Source organism: Kitasatospora sp. NPDC052868 (genome assembly GCF_044547105.1).
In the GTDB taxonomy this organism is placed as follows: domain Bacteria; phylum Actinomycetota; class Actinomycetes; order Streptomycetales; family Streptomycetaceae; genus Kitasatospora.
On sequence record NZ_JBITZW010000005.1, the window covers coordinates 353,264 to 372,390 of the forward strand.

General features: G+C 73.2%; 6 protein-coding genes and 1 pseudogene. 1 reads left to right on the forward strand and 6 read right to left on the reverse strand.

The window, feature by feature from the left end; genetic code table 11:
* Positions 1-12: 12 nt before the first annotated feature.
* The 6 genes from ACIGZJ_RS12285 to ACIGZJ_RS12310 form a co-directional block, all read right to left on the reverse strand.
* Positions 13-1,203: a cytochrome P450 gene (locus tag ACIGZJ_RS12285; RefSeq protein ID WP_396457099.1), complete on the reverse strand. Its 1,191-nt coding sequence runs from the start codon at positions 1,201-1,203 to the stop codon at positions 13-15.
* 121 nt (positions 1,204-1,324) lie between these two features.
* The gene (locus tag ACIGZJ_RS12290) at positions 1,325-10,804 is read right to left on the reverse strand and encodes an amino acid adenylation domain-containing protein (protein WP_396457100.1); all 9,480 of its coding nucleotides are present in this window, start codon (positions 10,802-10,804) and stop codon (positions 1,325-1,327) included.
* A gap of 238 nt (positions 10,805-11,042) precedes the next feature.
* On the reverse strand, positions 11,043-11,912 hold the full coding sequence (locus ACIGZJ_RS12295; protein WP_396457101.1) for a sterol desaturase family protein: 870 nt from the start codon (positions 11,910-11,912) through the stop codon (positions 11,043-11,045).
* 382 nt (positions 11,913-12,294) lie between these two features.
* Entirely contained in the window at positions 12,295-12,924 is a 630-nt protein-coding gene (locus ACIGZJ_RS12300; RefSeq protein WP_396457123.1) for a TetR/AcrR family transcriptional regulator, read from the reverse strand.
* Between the two features lie 11 nt (positions 12,925-12,935).
* Complete coding sequence (locus ACIGZJ_RS12305; RefSeq protein WP_396457102.1) at positions 12,936-14,513, reverse strand: DHA2 family efflux MFS transporter permease subunit; 1,578 nt, start codon at positions 14,511-14,513, stop codon at positions 12,936-12,938.
* 243 nt (positions 14,514-14,756) lie between these two features.
* The gene (locus ACIGZJ_RS12310) at positions 14,757-15,500 is read right to left on the reverse strand and encodes a thioesterase II family protein (RefSeq protein ID WP_396457103.1); all 744 of its coding nucleotides are present in this window, start codon (positions 15,498-15,500) and stop codon (positions 14,757-14,759) included.
* A 401-nt stretch (positions 15,501-15,901) separates the two neighbouring features.
* On the opposite strand from ACIGZJ_RS12310, the pseudogene ACIGZJ_RS12315 reads away from it, so the two are divergent.
* Positions 15,902-19,126 (forward strand): annotated as a pseudogene (locus ACIGZJ_RS12315) (type I polyketide synthase); the annotation flags it as partial.
* Position 19,127 lies beyond the last annotated feature (1 nt).

The window sequence follows — 19,127 nt, forward strand, 5'->3', positions numbered from 1 at the left end:
TGGTCGGGCCGGTCACCAGGTGACCGGGAGCGCCTGCAGGCCGTTCACCATCGCGTCGGCCTTCCAGCGCAGTTGGTCCTCGGGCACGGCCAGCCGCAGGCCCGGCATCCGGCGCAGCACGGTCTCGATCGCCACCTGGAGCTCCAGCCGGGCCAGATGGGCGCCGATGCAGTAGTGCACGCCGTGGCCGAAGCCGATGTGCGGGTTGCCGGGGCGGTCCAGCACCAGGCGCTCCGGGTCCTCGAAGACCTCCGGGTCACGGTTGGCGGCGGCGGTGGCGATCATCACCGCGTCGCCGGCCCGGATCGTCACCCCGCCCAGCTCGACGTCGGCCGTCGCGTACCGGGGCAGGCTGAAGCCGGTGAGCAGCGGCACGTACCGCATCAGCTCCTCGACGGCCCGGGGGATCAGCTCGGGCCGCTCCCGGATCCTGCGCAGCTCGTCGGGGTTGACGAGGAGCTGGTGGAAGAAGTTGCCGATCTGGTTGGTGGTGCTGACGAAGCCGGCGATCAGCAGGTCGCAGGCGATGGAGAGCAGCTCGTCCTCGCTGATCAGGCCCTGTTCGCGGCAGGCGGCCACCAGGACGGTCAGCAGGTCCTCGCCGGGCTCGCGGCCGCGCAGGTCGAGGACCCCGGCCATGTACTCGATGAAGGCCTGGCCCTGGACGGCGAGCACCTCGCCGGGGGTGACGGCGGAGAGCACCGTCTCGGCCCAGCCCCAGAGCATCCGGTGGTCCTCGGCGGGGATGCCGAGCACCTCGCAGATGATGGTGGTCGGCATCGGGATGGCGAAGTCCTCGACCAGTTCGGCCGGCCGACCGGCGGCCAGCATGCCGTCGACCAGCTCCTCGGCCAGCTCGCAGGCCCGCACGCGCAGCCGTTCGACCCGGCGGGCGCTGAACTCCCGGGCCACCAGGGAGCGCAGCCGGGTGTGCTCGGGCGGCTCGGTGGAGAACAGGCCGGCGCCGGTCCTGGACACCGGGCGCATTCGGGGCTGGTCCTGGCCCATCGCCTCGGCGAGGCTGAACCGCGGGTCGGCCAGGACGGTCCGGACGTCCTCGTAGCGGGTGACCAGCCAGGCGCCGTCGCCGTAGGGCATCCGGATCCGGGGCAGCGGCTGCTCGCGCAACTCGGCGTACCTGGGGTGGAGTTCGAGCCCGAGCGGCTCGAAGGGATAGGTCAGCGGCTGGTGCTGCCTCAGCATGAGGCGGTCCACCTCTCGTGTGGGACTGCTGGAACCTCCGGGATCGCCGGGGGTCTCGGGGCGGCGGGCCGGGGCGGCGGGCCGGGGCCTGCGGGGCGCCTGGGCCTGCGGGGTGCCGGTCTCAGGACGCATGGGCGGCTCCGGTGAGGATGTCCCGGGCCAGCCCGGCGTTGCGGCCGCTGTACTCGCGGTCGAGCATCTCGGCGTGGGTGCCGAAGCCCCGGAACACCGCCGTCCGGGTGGCCGAGCTGCCGTGCCAGGCGCCGTGCTCGCCGTCCGCGTAGAGCGCCACCTTCTCGTCGTCGGAGATCACGCTGACCGGGGCGGCGATCACCCCGAGGTTGGGTGTCCGGCTGCAGAACTGCAGGTAGTCCCGGGCCTGTTCGCGGGTCTCCTGGGCGACGACCGCCGAGCCGGTGTGGCGGTGCAGGTGCTCGGCGAGCTCGCGCTCGAAGGCCTCGACGTGCTCGTCGCCGAGGGTGAAGGACTCCGGGATGCGGTGCGAGTCCATGATCACCACATTTGGCACCGCCCGGCCGCGCCGCTCCAGCTCCTTGGCCACCTCGAAGGCGAGGTTCCCGCCGAGCGAGTAGCCGAGCAGGGCGCACGGGCCCTCCGGCTGGAGGGTGTCGATCAGGTCGGCGTAGCGGGTGACCTTGTCGTCGCCCGTGACGTAGTTGAAGGCGACCATCCGGTACTCGGGCAGGTGGGCGGCGAACTGGCGGTAGACCAGGCCGTGGCCGCCCGCCGGCGGGAAGCAGAAGAGGGTCTGCTGCTGCTCCTGGTTGAACCAGAGGTACGGCTGGGCGCCCTCGATCCGGCCGGTGACGATGTGCTCCACCGTCCTGGCCATCCCGTGCAGGGTGGTGACCTTGAACAGCAGGCTGACCGGGATACCGATGTTGAACTCCGCCTGGAGGCCGTGGATCAGCTCGATCAGCTTGATCGAGCTGCCGCCGACCTCGAAGAAGTCGTGCTGGAGGCCGACCTCCCCGGTCCCGAGCAGGGCCTGCCAGTGCTCGGCCATCCGGACCTCGTAGAGGGTCACCGGCGGTTCGACGGCCTGCTCGCCGGCGTCCGCCCGGGGGGCGGGCAGCGCCGCGACGTCCACCTTGCCGTTGGCGGTGAGCGGCAGCGCGGCCAGCTCGGTGAAGTGGCCGGGGATCATGAAGGTGGGCAGGTAGCCGGCCAGGTGGCGGCGGAGCTCCCGGCGGTCCAGGGTGCGCCCGGGGGCCGGGACGCAGTAGGCGCAGAGCACGTTCTCGCCGCTCGCGTCGGGGCGGACGGTGACCACCGCCTGGGCGAGCTCGGGCCACTCGGCGAGCTGGGTCTCGATCTCGCCGAGCTCGATCCGGTGGCCGCGCACCTTGATCTGGGAGTCGGCCCGGCCGAGCAGGTGCACCCCGCCCGAGGCGTCCCAGCGGGCGAGGTCCCCGGTGCGGTAGAGCCGCAGCGGCTCGGTGCCGTCGGGGCCGCCGAGCGGCCGGGTGACGAAGCGGCGGTCGGTCTGCTCCTGGTCTCCGACGTAGCCGAGGGCCACACCGGAGCCGCCGATCCACAGCTCGCCCGGGACCCCGGGCGGGACCGGCCGGCCGTGCGCGTCCAGCAGGAGGAGGGCGCTGTTCGGGAACGGCCGCCCGATCGGCACCATCCGGCTGGGCTCCAGGCCGTCGACCGGGCCCTCGAAGTAGGCGCTGTCGATGGTGGCCTCGGTCAGCCCGTAGGAGTTGACCAGCCTGGTCCGCGGGCCGCACAGGGCGCCCAGCCGCTGGTACTCCTCGACCTTCCAGACGTCGGAGCCGACCACCAGCAGCCGCATGAAGTCCAGCCGGGTGCCGGCCCGCTCGCAGTGGCTCATCAGGGTGCGGACCACGGCCGGGACGAACTCGGCGGCGTCCACCCGCTCGGCCCGCATCACCTCGTACAGCCGGGCGGTGTCGAACAGCAGCTCCCGGCCGACCAGCACCAGGGCGCCGCCGGAGCAGAGCGCCCGGACGACGTCCCCGGTGAAGACGTCGAAGGCGGCGCCGGCCATCTGGAGGTGGACCCGGGCGTCGGTGTCCAGCCGGTACTCGGTGCGCCAGGCCTGGTAGGCGGAGGCCAGGTTGCGGTGGCCGACCCGGACGGCCTTGGGGCGGCCGGTGGAGCCGGAGGTGTAGACGACGTAGGCGGTGGCGTCGGGGTCGACCGGCCCGTCGATCGGCTCCGCGCCCTCGACCGGTTCGGCGGGCTCGACCGGTTCGGCGGGCCCGGCCGCCGAGGCCAGCTCCGCCGGGGTGACCAGCCGGGCCGGCAGCCCGGACAGCCGCTCGTCCTCGGTGACCAGCAGCCGCGCACCGGCGTGCTCGACCATGTACGCCAGCCGGTCGGCCGGGTGGCCCGGGTCGAGCGGCAGGTAGGCGGCGCCGGTGCGCAGCACCGCCAGCAGGGCGACGATCAGTCCGGGGGACTTGTCGAGGCAGAGCGCCACCACCGAGCCGGGGCCGGCGCCGAGGGCCCGCAACCGCTCGGCGGCCCGGCGGGAGCGCTCGGCCAGCTCGCCGTACGTCAGCCGGACGGTCTCACCGGACTCGGCGGGGGCGGCGACCGCGAGCGCGGTCGGATCCGCCGCGGCCGCCCGCAGCACCAGCTCGTGGACCGGCTCCTCGTGGGCCACCGTGCGCTCGGCCCCGCTCCACCGGCCGAGCACCAGGGCGCGCTCCGCCAGGCCCAGCAACTCCATTCCGGTGGCGGGCTGTTCGGCGCGGGCCGCGGTCAGCCCGGACAGCAGGTTGACGTAGTGGCCGGCCAGCCGCCGCATGGTCTCCGGCAGGAAGAGGTCGGTGTTGTACTTGAAGACGCAGTGGAACCGACGCTCGGCCTCGTCCTCGTAGGCGGACAGCGTGAGGTCGAACTGCCCCTCCTCCTCCGGGAGTTCGATGTACTCCAGGTGGTAGCCGTACTTCTCGGTGGCCACCTTGTGGTGGAGCAGGATGAACATCGCCTGGAAGACCGCCGAGCGGCTCGGGTCGTGCTGCAGCCCGAGCTTCTCCACCAGCAGGACGAACGGGTACTCCTGGTTGTCCAGCCCGCCCAGCACGGTGGTGCGCACCTGCGCCAGCAGCTCGGCCACGGTCGGCTCGCCGGCCAGCGAGACGTGCAGCGGCAGCGGGTTGACGAAGTAGCCGTAGACGGAGGCGAACTCCTCGTCGGTGCGGCCCGTCACCGGGCTGCCGACGATGATGTCCTCCTGGCCCGAATAGGCGTGCAGCAGCAGGTAGTAGGCGCTGAGCAGCACCATGAAGACGGTGACGTTGTGCTCCCGGGCCAGCGCGTGCACCCGGGCGCTGAGCTCCTCGTCGAGGACGAGGAACTCGGAGGCGCCGTTGTGCGTCTGCACCGCCGGGCGCGGCTTGTCGGTGGGCAGGCTGAGGATCGGCACCTCGGCGGGCAGGTGCGAACGCCAGTAGTCGAGCATCCTCGGCGCCTCGCGGCCGGCCAGGAAGGCGTTCTGCCGGTTGAGGAAGTCGAGGTAGCGGGCGGTGACCGGGGGGAGCTGCGGGGCCCGGCCCTGGCGCAGCCCCTCGTAGACGGCGAGCAGCTCCTCGATGAAGGTGAAGGTGGAGATGGCGTCCGAGATGATGTGGTGGACGGCCTTCATGATCACCCAGCGCTCCGGCCCGCGCCGGAACAGCCGGAACCGCACCAGCGGGTCGTGCTCCAGGTCGTACGGCTTGCGGTACTCGCGGACGATCAGGTCGTGGACCTCGGCCCACTCCAGGCCCTGGACGTCGAACACCCGGAAGTCCGGCTCGGCCTCGGCGCGCACCCGCTGGACGGCCCGGCCGCCGTCGAGCAGGAAGTTGGCCCGCAGGCTGGGGTGGCGCTCGACCATCGCCCGGAAGGCGGCGGCCATCAGCTCGGGCTCCAGCTCCACCCGGACCTCGACCGCACCGCCGATGTTGTAGGCGAAGCCGTCCGGGTTGAGCTGTTTGAGGAACCAGAGCGCCTTCTGGTTCTGGGTCAACGGGAAGCTCGTCGGGTCCTGGAAGAGCTCAACCTCGGCGCCGCCGGAGCCCGCGCCGTCGTCCTCGATCAGCTCGGCCACGCCCTCGTACAGCCGGGCGACCAGCTCGCCCACCGGCGCGTTGCCGAGCAGCGCCACCACCGGCAGGGCGACGCCGAGCTCGGTGTTGAGCCGGGCGCGCAGCTCCATCGCGAGCAGCGAGTCCAGGCCGAGGCCGCCCAGGCCGGTGCCGGGCCCGATCTGCTCGACGGGCACCCGCAGCACGGTGGCGGCGAGCGCGGCGAACCGCTCGGCGAGCAGCGCCCGGCGCTCCTCCTCGCCGGCCGCCCGCAGTGCCTCCAGCAGGCTGCTCTGCTCCTGGGCCGGGGCGGCGGACCGGGCGGCGGCGGCCAGCTCGGCGACCAGCGGTGGCGGCGCCGGGTACCAGGAGAGGAAGACCGGCCAGTCGACCACGGTGGCGACCAGCAGCTGGGCGCGGTCCTGGCCGAGCACCCGTTCCAGCACGGCCATACCGGCCTCCGGCGCGAGCGAGCTCATGCCGCGGCTGTTGCGGTAGTGGTCGATCAGTCCGAGCTCCTCGATCATGCCGGTGGCCCAGGGCCCCCAGTCGAGCGAGAGGGCGGGCAGCCCGAGGGCCCGGCGGTGGTGCGCCAGCGCGTCCAGGAAGGCGTTCCCGGCCGCGTAGTTGGTCTGGCCGGCCGTCGTCAGCAGGGAGGCGATCGAGGCGAACAGCACGAAGTGGTCGAGCGGTTCGCCGGCCAGCTGCCGGTGCAGCGCGAACGCGCCGAGCACCTTGGGGCCGTGGACGGCGTCGAACACCGCGCGGTCCAGCTCGGGGACGAGGGTGTCGCGGACCTGCCCGGCCAGGTGGAAGACGCCCCGGATCGGCGGCGAGTCGAGCGCGCGGTACTCGGCCAGCCAGTCGGCCAGCGCCCGCTCGTCGGTGATGTCCAGCGGCGCCGGGACGGGCTGCGCGCCGAGGGCCTCCAGCTCGCGCACGAAGGCGGCGGCGCGTCCGGCCGGGCTCTGCGGGTCGAGGCCGCGCCACTGCCCGCGCGGGGGCAGCGGGCTGCGGCCGACCAGGATCAGCCGGCGGGCGCCGCGCCGGACCAGCGTCCGGCAGAGCAGTCGGCCGAGCGCACCGAAGGCGCCCGTCACCAGGTAGCTGCCGTCCGGGCGCAGCCGGGGCGGCAGCGGCCTGGTGAGGCCCTCGGCGGAGCGCAGCCGGGCGGTCAGCCGGCGGCCCGCGCGCAACGCGATCTCGTCCTCGTCGGCGAGCCCGAACTCGCGCAGCAGCGCGGCCGCCTCGGTGCCGGGCGCGGCGACCGGGCCGAGGTCGACCAGCTTGCCGGGGTGGCCGGGCAGCTCCTGGTGGCGCAGCACCCGGCCGATGCCCCAGGCCGGGGCGCCGAGCGGTTCGACCTGCTCACCGGGGGCGGTGGCCTGGGCGGTGCGGGTGACGATGTGCAGCCTGGCCTCGGGCAGTTCGCCGGGCAGCAGGGCGGCGAGCGCGACCAGGCTGTACGCGCCGGCGGCGGTGCCCTCGGCCACGGCGGCGTGGTCGGCGGCGGCGAGGGCGGGCCGGTCGAGGTTCCAGAGGTGGACGACGGCCGCCGGGTCGGGGGCGCCGGCGGCACGCAGTGCGGCCAGCACCCGGCCGAGGTCCTCGGCCGATCCGGGCTCGACGGTGGACTCCCGCCCGTCGGCGGCCGGCCGGTAGCCGGTGCCCGGGCGGAGCAGGTGGCAGCTGCCGCCGCGTGCGGTGATCCGGGCGGCCAACTCCTCGGCCACTCCCCCGGCGTCGGCGAACAGCAGCCAGTGGTCGGGGTGTTCGGCGAGCAGGTCGGGGGTGTCGGGAGCGTCCGGGAGCTCCTGCCAGACGGGCTCGGCGAGCCAGCCGTCGATGGTGGCGAGGCCGACGGCGGTGGCGGCCTTCTCGACGTCGGTGGCGCGGAAGCCGCCGATCCCGCCGAGCGGGGCACCGCCCTCGTCGTACACGGCGATGTCGCCGAGCAGTTCGTCCCCGGCGTCGCGGGTGACGGTGGCGTGTACCCAGAGCGGGCGCTCGCCGACCGCGTCCAGGCGGACCTCCTCGATGGCCAGCGGCAGCTTGATGCCGGTACCGGCCGGGCCGGCGGCGGTGAGCAGCTGGGGGGTCAGCAGGGTCTGGAAGCAGGCGTCCATCAGCACCGGGTGGACGTGGTGGCCGGCCGTCGTGCCGGCGATCGCCGCCGTCGGGCGGATCCGGGCCAGCGCCTCCCCGGGGCCGATCCAGACCTCCTCGATGCCCTGGAAGGCCGGGCCGTAGTGGTAGCCGAGGGCGGCCAGGGCGGTGTAGCAGTCGGGGCCGGACAGCCGGCGGGCGCTGCGCCCGCGGATCAGCTCGGCGTCCAGCCGGTGGCCGCCGCGGCGGCGCTGGGCCGGGCGGACGGTGCCCGCGGCGTGCACGGTACGCTCCCGACCGCCCTCGCCGAGGGTGCTGACGGTGAAGCCGCCGTCCTCGGCCGAGAGGGCGAGCTGGACTGCCCGGGCCTCCCCGTCGGGCAGGAACAGCGCCTTGCGCAGCTCGATCCCGGCCAGCGCGGCGTCGGTGCCGCCGGTCAGCGCGCGCACCGCCTGGACGGCCATCTCCAGATAGCCGGCCGCGGGGAAGAGCACGTCGCCCTGGATCCGGTGGCCGTCCAGGTAGGGCAGCGCCTCGGCGTCCAGCCGGGCCTCCCAGAGCGGCTCGGCGCTCGGCAGCCGGCGGCCGAGCAGCGGGTGGTCGAGCCGGCCGAGCCGGACCTGCTCGACCACGCCGGGCTCGACCCAGTGCCGGTCGCGTTTGAACGGGTAGCGCGGCAGCGGCACCGGCCGCCCGGACGGCTGGAGGACGGACCAGTCGACGGCCGCGCCGAGGTTGTGCAGGGCGGCCAGCGAGGCGGTGAAGCAGGCCTGCTCGTCCTCCTGGCGGCGGATCGAGGGGAAGGTCCGCACCTCGGGGAGGTCGTCGCCGGGCCGGCCCTCCAGCGTCTCCTGGATCGCCCGGCCCAGCACGGGGTGCGGGCCGATCTCCAGGAAGAGCCGGCAGCCGTCGTCGGCGAGCCGCTCCACCGCCTGCCGGAAGCGCACGCTGTCGCGGACGTTGCGCCACCAGTAGGCGGCGTCCAGCTCGGTGCCGTGGGCGGTGCCCTCCCGGCCGGTGAGGTGGAGCGGCACCTGGGCGGGGCGGGGCTTGAGGTCGGCGAGCGAGTCGAGCAGCTCCTCCCTGATCAGCTCCATCCGGGCGCTGTGGTAGGGCACTTCGACGGTCAGCGGGCGGGCGAAGACCTGCTCGGCGGTCAGCTCGGCGGCCAGTTCGGCCAGGACGTCGGTGTCCCCGGCGAGGGTGAGCGAGGTCGGACTGTTGACCGCGGCGACCGAGACGGCGTCGCCGTGCGGGCGCAGTCGGCGCAGCGCCTCGGCCTCGGACAGCGCCACGGCGAGCATGCCGCCGGTGCCGGCCAGTCGCTGCTGGAGGCGGCTGCGGTGCACCACGACCTTGACCGCGTCGGCCAGGTCGTAGACCCCGGCCTCGTGGAAGGCGGCGACCTCGCCGGTGCTGTGGCCGACGACGGCGTCGGGGCGCACGCCGCGGCTGCGCCAGAGGGCGGCCAGGCCGATCTGGACGGCGAAGTTGGCGGGCTGGGCGAGCCAGGTCTCGGCCATCCTGGAGGCGGACTCGTCGGCGGCCAGCTCCTCGGTGAGCGACCAGCCGGTGAGCTCGGCGATGTGCTCGGAGCAGCGCTCGACGGCCTCGCGATAGACCGGCTCGCCGGCGAACAGCTGCCGGCCCATCGCCCACCACTGCGGGCCCATGCCGGTGAACACCCAGGCCAGCCGGCGGTGCCCGGCCGGGCGGCGCTGGTCGGTCAGCACCCGGGGGTGCGGCTCGCCGCGCAGGTAGGCGCCGAGGGCGTCGTCCAGCGCCTCCCGGGTGTCGTAGACCACCGAGAGCCGGGAGTCCAGGTGCTGGCGGCGGTGGGCGAGGGTGTGGCCGAGGTCGGCGAGGGAGACGGGGGCGCCGCCGCGGACGCCGGTCAGTTCGGCCTGGACGCCGGCGGCCAGCTCGGGCAGCGCGGCGGCGTCGCGCGCGGTGAGCGGCAGGACGGTGTACCGGGGCGGCGGCGCCTGCGCGGGCTCGGCGGCCGGTGCGGGGGCGGCCTCCAGCAGGACGTGGGCGTTGGTGCCGCCGAAGCCGAAGGAGTTGACGCCGGCCCGGGCGGGGCCGCGGTGGGCCGGCCAGGGGGTGGGCTCGGTGGGGATCTCGTACGGCAGGGTGGCCGGGTCGATCGCCGGGTTGAGCCGCTCCAGGTTGATGTGCGGCGGGATCAGGCGGTGCTCGATCGCCAGCGCGGACTTGATCAGCCCGGCCAGGCCGGAGGCCGACTCGGTGTGGCCGATGTTGGTCTTCACCGAGCCGACGTAGCACTGGTCGCCGGGGCGGCGGCCGACCCGCAGGGCGCGGGCCAGGGCGCCGGCCTCGATCGGGTCGCCGACCGGGGTGGAGGTGCCGTGCGCCTCGACGTACTGGAGGCTGCCGGGGGTGATGCCCGCCTCGGCGCAGACCCGCTCGATCAGGGTGACCTGGGCGTCCGGGTTGGGCACCGTGATGCCGTTGGTGCGGCCGTCCTGGTTGACGCCGCTGCCGATGATCACGGCGTGGATCGGGTCGCCGTCGCGTTGGGCGTCGGAGAGCCGCTTGAGCGCGACCACGGCGACGCCCTCGGCGCGGACGTAGCCGTCGGCCGAGGCGTCGAAGGTGCGGGAGCGGCCCTGCGGGGAGAGGAAGCCGCCCTTGGTCTCGGCGATGGTGTACTGCGGCGCGATGTGCAGCAGGGTGCCGCCGGCCAGTGCGAGGTCGGTCTCGCCGCGCTGCAGGCTCTGGGCGGCGAGGTGGACGGCGACCAGGGAGGAGCTGCACGCGGTGTCGAGGGAGACGCTGGGGCCGCGGAAGTCGAAGCAGTGCGAGATCCGGTTCGACACCATCGTCATCATCGTGCCGGTGGCGGTGTGCGCGGCCAGGGTCTCGAAGGAGAGGTCGGAGAACTGGACGATCTTGTAGTCCAGGGTGAACGCGCCCACGTAGACGCCGACTTCGCGGCCGGCCAGCTCACCCGGCTTCTGGCCGCCGTCCTCCAGGGCCTCCCAGGCGACCTCCAGGAGCTTGCGCTGCTGCGGGTCCATGTGGTCGGCCTCGCGGCCGCTGATGCCGAAGAACGCCGGGTCGAACTCGTCGAAGCCGTCGATGTAGCCGCCGCGGCCGCCCACCAGCCTGCCCGGCTTGGCCTTGTCCCGGCTGCCGAGGGTGGCCACGTCGTAGCGGCTGCGCGGGGTCGGGGTGATGCAGTCCTTGCCCTCCACCAGGTTCTGCCAGAACGTCCGGTGGTCGTTGGCGCCGCCCGGCAGCCGGCAGCCGATGCCGATGATCGCGATCTTCTCCTGGGCGCCGGAGGGGCGGCCGGAGGGGTGGCCGGAGGGGTGGACGACGCCTGGCCGGTCCGCGTGGTCGGGGCCGGTCGGGCGGTCGGGGGAATCAGGGGAGTCCGGGGGTGCGGCGAAGCATGAATCCGTCATGGTCGAGTCCTTGTGTCACTGCGTTCGCCCGCGCGGCGCGGGTGTGGGAGGGCCGCGCGGGCATGGAAACGGCGGCCGCGGCCCCGCTCCGGGCACACCGGAGCAGGGTCGGCCGGGGCGGGGCCGGGCGGGAGGACGGGCCTGGGGAGGGGCGGGCCCGGGGGAACGGGCCGAAGGAGGGCGGGCCGAAGGGCGGACGGGTGGGGCGACGGGCGGGTGGACGGGTGCGCGGGAGCGGTCAGGCCGGGGAGTCCTCGGCCCGCACCGGGCGGCGCAGGGCCTGGAGGTGACTGGCGATAACCTTGCCCGCGTCGGGGAAGTCGGACGGGCGCTGCAGCCCCACCGCGGCCGGTCTGCGGCCCGGCTGCCAGGTGAAGCTGCCGAAGAGGTGGTCCCAGACCGAGAGGTCCGAGCCGTAGTGCCCGGCCTCGGCCAGGTCGACGCTGTGGTGCAGCCGGTGCTGCTCCGGGCCGGCCAGGACGTGGTTGAGCGGGCCGATCCGGACGTCGACGTCGGCGTGCACGAAGTAGCCCTGGGCGACCACGAACAGGCCCACCACGAACACCGACTCCTGCGAGAAGCCCGCCAGCGCCAGGGAGAGCTGGACGGCGCCCTGGGTGACCAGCACGTCGAGGACGTGGTTGACACCGTTGTTGGCGACGTTGACCTTCCGTGGGGCGTGGTGCACCCCGTGCAGCCGCCAGAGCCACGGATTGTGGTGGCTCCACCGGTGCACCAGGTAGTTGGCCAGCGAGCCGAGCAGCAGCGCCGCCGGGATCTCGGCCCAGAGCGGCAGCACCGGATGCGGCGGCGCCACCCGGCCGACGACGGCCGAGACCGGCAGCTGCGCAAGGCTCCCGCCGACCAGGGTGAGCACGAAGTACACGACGTACCGGCCCAACTCACCACGGGACGGTCGCCATTGCACTTCGTAGGGGATCAACCATTCGAGCGCCGCCAGATATCCGACCGTGCCGAACAGGAAGAGCAGGCTCACCCGGCCGAAGTCCCAGCGCCAGCGCAGGGCCGCGACCGATATCGACACCAGCGCGAACAGCAGTACCGGGTATGCGACATGGCGGAGCACAGCTCGCAGCCGTACGCCCATGGCGGCCCCCTTCGCGATCCGACACCGAGCGATCACCGAACGCATTCGTTCTGATACTAACGGTGATCGGAAGGGGATGCGAGCGATTTCGGAGGGGAATCACAAGCGGCCAAAATTGTCCGACAATACGCAGACAAACGGTCCGTCATATGCGTTCAGCGCTGCATGAGTTCCGATATTTCATCGCATCATCAGCCCGATCCGCCGAGGCTGCGGATCGCCGGCGGGAGGGTCCGGCAGCAGGACCCGGCGGCAGGGTCCGGCGGCCCGACCGGACGGACCGTCACCATCCGTCGCCCCCGGGACCGTTGGGGAACGAAAAAGACTCAGGCCCGATGGTCTCCCATCGGGCCTGAGTCGTGGATCCCCCGTTCCCGGAGGATCACCGGGGCGCCAGCCCGTCCAGCACCGCGTTCACCAGTTCCTCGGGGTCGAGGTCACTGAAGCTGGTGTCGGTCGGATCCGCTCCCGAGGACCGGAACGAGCGGATCAGGACCGGACCGAGCAGCAGGTCCATCGCGAGGTTCAGATTCGCACCCGAGCGGATCACCCCCTCCGCGACCCCCTTCTGGAGGATCTGGAGGACGATGTCCCGACGCGGGCGGATCGCCTGGTCGACGTACTCCCGGTAGAGCTCCGGGTGGGTGTCGGCGACACCGAACAGCCGGGGCACCAGCTGGATGTACCGCGGATCGTCGTGCATCCGCTGCATGCCCCGGACGCATTCGATCAGCGCCTGCCGCAGGTCCTTCGCGGCCGGGGCCTCCGGCATCTCGCCCCGCAGGGAGCAGATCGCGGCCACCAGGAGCTCGTCCTTGGTCTTCCATCGCCGATAGATGGTGGTCTTGGCGACGGAGGCCCGGGCCGCGACGGTCTCCACGGAGAGCCCGTCCGGGCCGACCTCGGCGAGGAGGGCGAGCGAGGCGTCGAGGATCGCACGCTCCGCCTCCTCACTCCGAGGCCGTCCGGACCGGACCGGCGTTCTTTTGACCGGCGCACTTGTCTTTTGGATGGTGGGGCCTCCTACTCGGTGCGGGGGTTACGGCTGGGCATCGCCAGGACCACCGCCGCCGCGCCGAGGAGCGCGAACCCTCCAGCAGCGATCGACGTCACGTGCATCGCCGAGATGAAGGCGTCCTGTGCCTTCTCGAACAGCGAGTGCAGGTTGGCGAGCGCGGATTGTGGAACGCTACCCGACTGTACCTGGGCGACCAGCTTCTCGGCCTCGGTACCCGTACCAACGATCGACTCGGCGGCGTTGTGCCGGGCGGCCTCCGGGAAGACCGTGTCCACCGTGTCGGAGATCTTGCCACGGTAGGCCGCGGCGAGCACCGATCCGAGCACCGCGATACCGAGCGCACCGGCCATCTGACGGACGGTGTTGGTGACCGCCGAGCCGGCGCCCGCCTTGGTCACCGGCACCGCCGACATGGCGAGCGCGGTGGCCGGGGCGAACACGCCGCCCATGCCGAAGCCGAACAGCAGGCTGATCACCAGCAGGTACCAGACCGCGGTGTCCTTGTCGACGATCGCCCAGCCCAGCAGGGACAGGCCCATGATGGCGAGGCCGCCGGCGACCGGGCCGCGGTGGCCGAACTTGGCGGTCAGACCGGAGCTCTTGGCCGCGCTGATCATCATGCCGACCGCGACGGGCAGGGCGAACAGGCCGGCCTTCAGCGCGTCGTAGCCGCGCGCCGCCTGCCAGTAGTAGGCCATGAAGACCAGGCCGCCCATCAGCGCGAACGAGGTCACCGAGAGGGCGAAGGTACCGCTGGAGAAGAGCCGGTTGCGGAACAGGTTGACGTCCAGCGTGGGGGACGCGCTGCGCTTCTGCAGCCAGACGAAGAGCGCCAGGACGGCCACGCCGCCGACGGAGGGGAGCAGGACGGCCGCGGAGATCCAGTCGTTGGTCTCGCCGCCCTTGATGATCCCGTAGACCAGGCCGATGACGCCGACGGTGCTGAGCACCACGCCGAGCGGGTCGAGCCGGCTGGGCTTGGGGTCACGGGACTCGGGCACGACCATCATCACCGCGATGGAGCCGACGATCACGACCGGGATGTTGACCAGGAAGAGCGAGCCCCACCAGAAGTACTTCAGCAGCAGGCCACCGGTGATCGGACCGACCGCGATGGCGATGCCGGAGAAGGAGGACCAGAGGCCGATGGCCTTCCCGCGCTCGTTCGGCGGGAAGACGTTCTGGATGATCGAGAGGGTCTGCGGCTGGACCATCGCGGCGCCCAGGCCCATCCCGGCACGGGCCAGGATCAGCGGGACCGGCTCGGTCACCAGCGCCGCGACCACCGAGGTGAGGCCGAACAGCACGAGGCCGATCACCAGGAGGAGCTTGCGGCCGACCCGGTCGCCCAGGACGCCGAAGGTGAACATCAGGCCGGCGAAGATCAGGATGTAGGAGTCGAGCACCCACTCCATCTCGCTCTGCGTGGCGTTCAGGTCGTGCTGGATCGTGCGGAGGCCGACGTTGAGGATCGTGTTGTCGATCAGGATCACCAGCAGGCTGCTGACGAGCACGCCGAGGATCAGCCAACGGCGCGGATGTCCTGCCTGGGGCTGGACTTGGGGAATCGTGGTCTGTGTCATGGCCCAGAACTCTAGGGGATTTCGATACGCAACGGGAGCGTATCGCTATGGTCAGGGAGTGTGACGCTCGTCACATCTTTTGGTACTGACCTCGGAGCGGAGCGACCGTCCGGGTCCAGGCAGCCGGACACCGCCCGCCACCGGTCCGAGGACCGGCAGACGGGCGGTGCGGAAGCGGTCGTCGGGAAGCCCCCGGCCGCGGTCTTCCGGCCGCGGGGAATCCACGGCCGGCTGCTCTTGAATTCACGCGATGTTCGCCATGGAGCGGTGGCCGGCGATGAATGCGTTGATCGCCGGGATGACCGACAGCGCGTGGTCGTTGAGGAAGAAGTGGCCACCCGCGAAGGTGCGCAGCGAGAAATCACCGGTGGTGTGCTCGGCCCATGCCTCGGCCTCGGCGGTGGTGACATGCGGATCGGCATCGCCGGTCAGCACCAGAATGGGCCGGTCAATGGAATCCGCGCCGGGCCGGCAGCGGTACGTCTCGGCCGCCTTGTAGTCGCTGCGGACGTACGGGAGAATCATTTCCAGAATTTCCGGATCGCGCAGCATCCGGGGGTCGGTGCCGCTCAGCCGCTCCATGTCCCGGATCAGCGCGCGGTCGTCCAGCAGGTGGACGTACTCGTCGCGGGGGCGGGACGGCGCGCGCCGCCCGGAGGCGATCACGCCCTGCAGCTCGATCCCCTCGCGCTCCAGCCGGACGGCCACCTCGAAGGCCAGCGAGGCGCCGAGGCTGTGGCCGAACAGCGTGAGCGGCCGGTCCGACCAGGGGCGCAGCTCCCGCACCACCAGGTCGGCGAGTTCGTGCAGGTCCTCGACGCAGGGTTCGGCGGCGCGGTCCTGGCGCCCGGGGTACTGGACGGCGAGCACGTCCACCGAGGTGTTCATCGCCCGGGCCACCGGCAGGAAGTACCCGGCCGAGCCGCCCGCGTGCGGGAGGCAGACCAGCTGCGCGGGTGCGGCCGGAGACGGCTGGAAACGCCGCATCCAGAGACTGCTCCGTTCCGGCGCTGCTGACTTGTACATTCGGATTCCCCATCCCCTCGCGCTTCCCGAGAAGCGGTCCGCCGCTCAGTTCCGCCTTGTGCGACGGGCCGCCGGTCTGCATAACATTCAAGCCGGGGCGATACTCGCGGGGCCAGACGTCAACCCCCCTCAAGCGCCCCCGGGCACCCCTATCGGGCAATAGGGGGTTCCCCCTGCCCGGAACTGCGGGTATGCCGCCGGGCGGCCCGCCCGGGGCGGGTAGGGGGACACCAGGGGTTGAGCCCGGAATGAGCGGGTGGATATGGTCGGCGCCATATAACCCGTGATTCGTCGCATTCTGCCGCGCGGTCCGTTCTTCAGTCGAGGAGATAGACGTTCGCATGACAACGAACGAGGAAAAACTCCGGGAATACCTCAGGCGGACCACCACGGCCCTGCATCAGGCGCAGCAGCGGCTGAACGACATCGCCGACCGCGAGCAGGAGCCGATCGCCATCGTCGCGATGGGCTGCCGCTACCCCGGCGGGGTCCGTTCGCCCGAGGACCTCTGGCGGATGGTGTCCGAAGGAGTGGACGCCATCGGCGAGTTCCCCGAGGACCGCGGCTGGGCCGAGGACCTCTTCGACCCGGACCCGCGGACCGCCGGAAAGACCTACTCCACGCGCGGTGGATTCCTGTACGACGCGGCGGAGTTCGACGCCGGGTTCTTCGGTCTGCCGCCGCGTGAGGCGGTCGCGATCGACCCGCAGCAGCGGCTGCTGCTGGAGACCTCCTGGGAGGCCCTCGAGCAGGCCGGGATCGTGCCGGACTCGCTCCGCGGCGAGCAGGTCGGCGTCTTCACCGGGGTGATGTACCAGGACTACGCCTGGCGCTGCCGGCCCACGCCGAAGGAGGTCGAGGGCCTGGTCGGCATCGGCAGCGCGGCCAGCGTGGCCAGCGGCCGGATCGCCTACACCTACGGCTTCGAGGGCCCGGCGATCACCGTCGACACGGCCTGCTCCTCCTCGCTGGTCACCCTCCACCTGGCCGTGCAGTCGCTGCGCCGCGGCGAGTGCACGCTGGCCCTGGCCGGCGGGGCGACCGTGATGGCCACCCCGGGCGTCTTCGTCGAGTTCAGCCGCCAGCGCGGCCTGGCCCCGGACGGCCGCTCCAAGGCCTTCGCGCAGGCCGCCGACGGTACGGGCTGGTCCGAGGGCGTCGGCCTGCTGGTGCTGGAGCGGCTCTCCGACGCCCGCGCCAACGGCCACCCGGTGCTGGCCCTGATCCGCGGCTCGGCCGTCAACCAGGACGGCGCCAGCAACGGCCTCACCGCCCCCAACGGCCCCGCCCAGGAGCGGGTCATCCGCCAGGCGCTCGCCCAGGCCGGACTGGCCCCCTCGGACGTGGACGCGGTCGAGGCGCACGGCACCGGCACCGCCCTCGGCGACCCGATCGAGGCCCAGGCGCTGCTCGCCGTGTACGGCCAGAACCGCGAGGAGCCGCTCTGGCTCGGCTCGCTGAAGTCCAACCTGGGCCACACCCAGGCGGCCGCGGGCGTCGGCGGCGTCATCAAGACGGTGCTGGCGATGCGCCACGGCCTGCTGCCGCAGACGCTGCACGTCGACGAGCCGACCCGGCACGTCGACTGGTCCTCCGGCGCCGTCGAGCTGCTCACCGAGCGGCGCGCCTGGCCCGAGACCGGCCGCCCGCGCCGGGCCGGGGTGTCCTCCTTCGGCATCAGCGGGACCAACGCGCACCTGATCCTGGAGCAGGCCGAGGCCGTGGACGCGGGCGAATCCGCCCCCGCCGAGGGCCGGTTGACCCCGTGGGCGCTGTCCGCGCGCAGCCCCAAGGCGCTGCGCGGACAGGCCGAGCAGCTGCACGCCCTGCTCTCCGGGCAGCCTGCCGCCGACCCCGGCGCCGTCGCCTCCGCACTGCTCACCACCCGCACCGGCTTCGACCACCGGGCCGTCGTCCTCGCCGCCGGGCGGGACGAACTGCTCACCGGGCTGGCGGCGCTGGCCGCCGGCACCGCCAACCCCTCGGTGGTCCAGGGCCGTTCGCACGCCGGACCGCTCGCCGTGCTGTTCACCGGCCAGGGCGCCCAGCGCACCGGCATGGGCCGCGAGCTGTACGAGCGCTTCCCCGTCTTCGCCGAGGCCTTCGACGCCGCCTGCGCCGCCCTCGACCCGCACCTCGGGCGCTCCCTCAAGGAGCTGGTCTTCGACCCGGAGCACGCCGAGGAGCTGGACCGGACCGGGTACACCCAGCCCGCGCTGTTCGCCCACGAGGTGGCGCTGTACCGCCTGTTGGAGTCCTTCGCAGTCCGCCCCGACCACCTGATCGGCCACTCCGTGGGCGAGCTGGCCGCCGCGCACGTCGCCGGGGTGTTCGACCTCGCCGACGCGGCCAAGCTGGTCGCCGCCCGCGGCCGGCTGATGCAGAGCCTGCCGGCCGGCGGCGCCATGGCCGCCGTCCAGGCCACCGAGGCCGAGGTGCTGGCCGCCCTGGACGGGTACGGCGACCGGGTCTGCGTCGCCGCCGTCAACGGCCCCTCGGCCACCGTGATCTCGGGCGACGAGGACGCCGTCACCGCGGTCGCCGACGCGCTCGCCGCGACCGGCCGCAAGACCAAGCGGCTGCGCGTCAGCCACGCCTTCCACTCCGCCCACATGGACCCGATCCTCGACGAGTTCGCGGCGGTCGCGCAGGAGTTGACCTACCGCGAGCCGCAGATCCCGGTCGTCTCCAACCTGCTCGGCGCGGTCGCCGGTCCTGGCACCCTCACCGACCCCAAGTACTGGGTGCGGCACATCCGCGAGGCGGTCCGCTTCGCCGACGGCGTCGCCGCCCTGCGCGAGGCCGGCGTGACCGGCTACCTGGAGGCCGGACCGGACGCCGTCCTCGCGGCGATGGCCCGCGAGAGCCTGACCGCCGCCGACGCCACCGTCCTGCCGGCGCTGCGCCGCGACCGCCCCGAGGCCACCGCGCTGCTCACCGCACTGGCCGGGCTGCACACCGCCGGCCACCCGGTGGACCTCTCCCCCGCCGTGCCGGCCCGCACCGGCCGGCCCGCCGACCTGCCGACCTACGCCTTCCAGCGCGAGCGCTACTGGCTGGACGCCGAGCCCGAGCTGCCCGGCGCGGCCGCCCCGGACTCCGCCGAGGGCCGCTTCTGGCAGGCCGTCGGCGAGGGCGACTCCGCCGCCCTGCTCGGCCTGCTGGACGGCGCCGAGGAGCACCAGGAGGCCGTGGACCGGCTGCTCCCGCTGCTCACCGACTGGTGGCAGCGCCGACAGCCGCAGGCGCCCGCCGGCCAGGCCGAGGCCGAGCCCGAGGCGCTCACCCTGCTCGACCGGCTGCGCGCCCTGGACGAGCCGGCCCGGTTCGACGAGCTCTGCCTGTTCGTGCGGCACGAGTGCGCGATCGCCCTCGGCCACGCCTCCGGTGAGGCGATCGACCCCGACGGCGACTTCCTCGACCTCGGCTTCACCTCGCTCTCCGCCGTCGACTTCGGCAACCGGCTGCGCGAGGAGACCGGTCTGGAGCTGTCGCTCAGCGCCGTCTACGAGTACCCGACGCCACTGGCTCTGGCCGAGTTCCTCTCCGCCGAGCTGATCGCCACCTTCCCTGAACTGCTCTCCTGAA

Coding starts and splice junctions, on each gene's coding strand:
- ACIGZJ_RS12290 (WP_396457100.1), bottom strand. CDS start 10,804: ATGACGGATTCATGCTTCGCCGCACCCCCGGACTCCCCTGATTCCCCC.
- ACIGZJ_RS12285 (WP_396457099.1), bottom strand. CDS start 1,203: ATGCTGAGGCAGCACCAGCCGCTGACCTATCCCTTCGAGCCGCTCGGG.
- ACIGZJ_RS12305 (WP_396457102.1), bottom strand. CDS start 14,513: ATGACACAGACCACGATTCCCCAAGTCCAGCCCCAGGCAGGACATCCG.
- ACIGZJ_RS12295 (WP_396457101.1), bottom strand. CDS start 11,912: ATGGGCGTACGGCTGCGAGCTGTGCTCCGCCATGTCGCATACCCGGTA.
- ACIGZJ_RS12310 (WP_396457103.1), bottom strand. CDS start 15,500: ATGCGGCGTTTCCAGCCGTCTCCGGCCGCACCCGCGCAGCTGGTCTGC.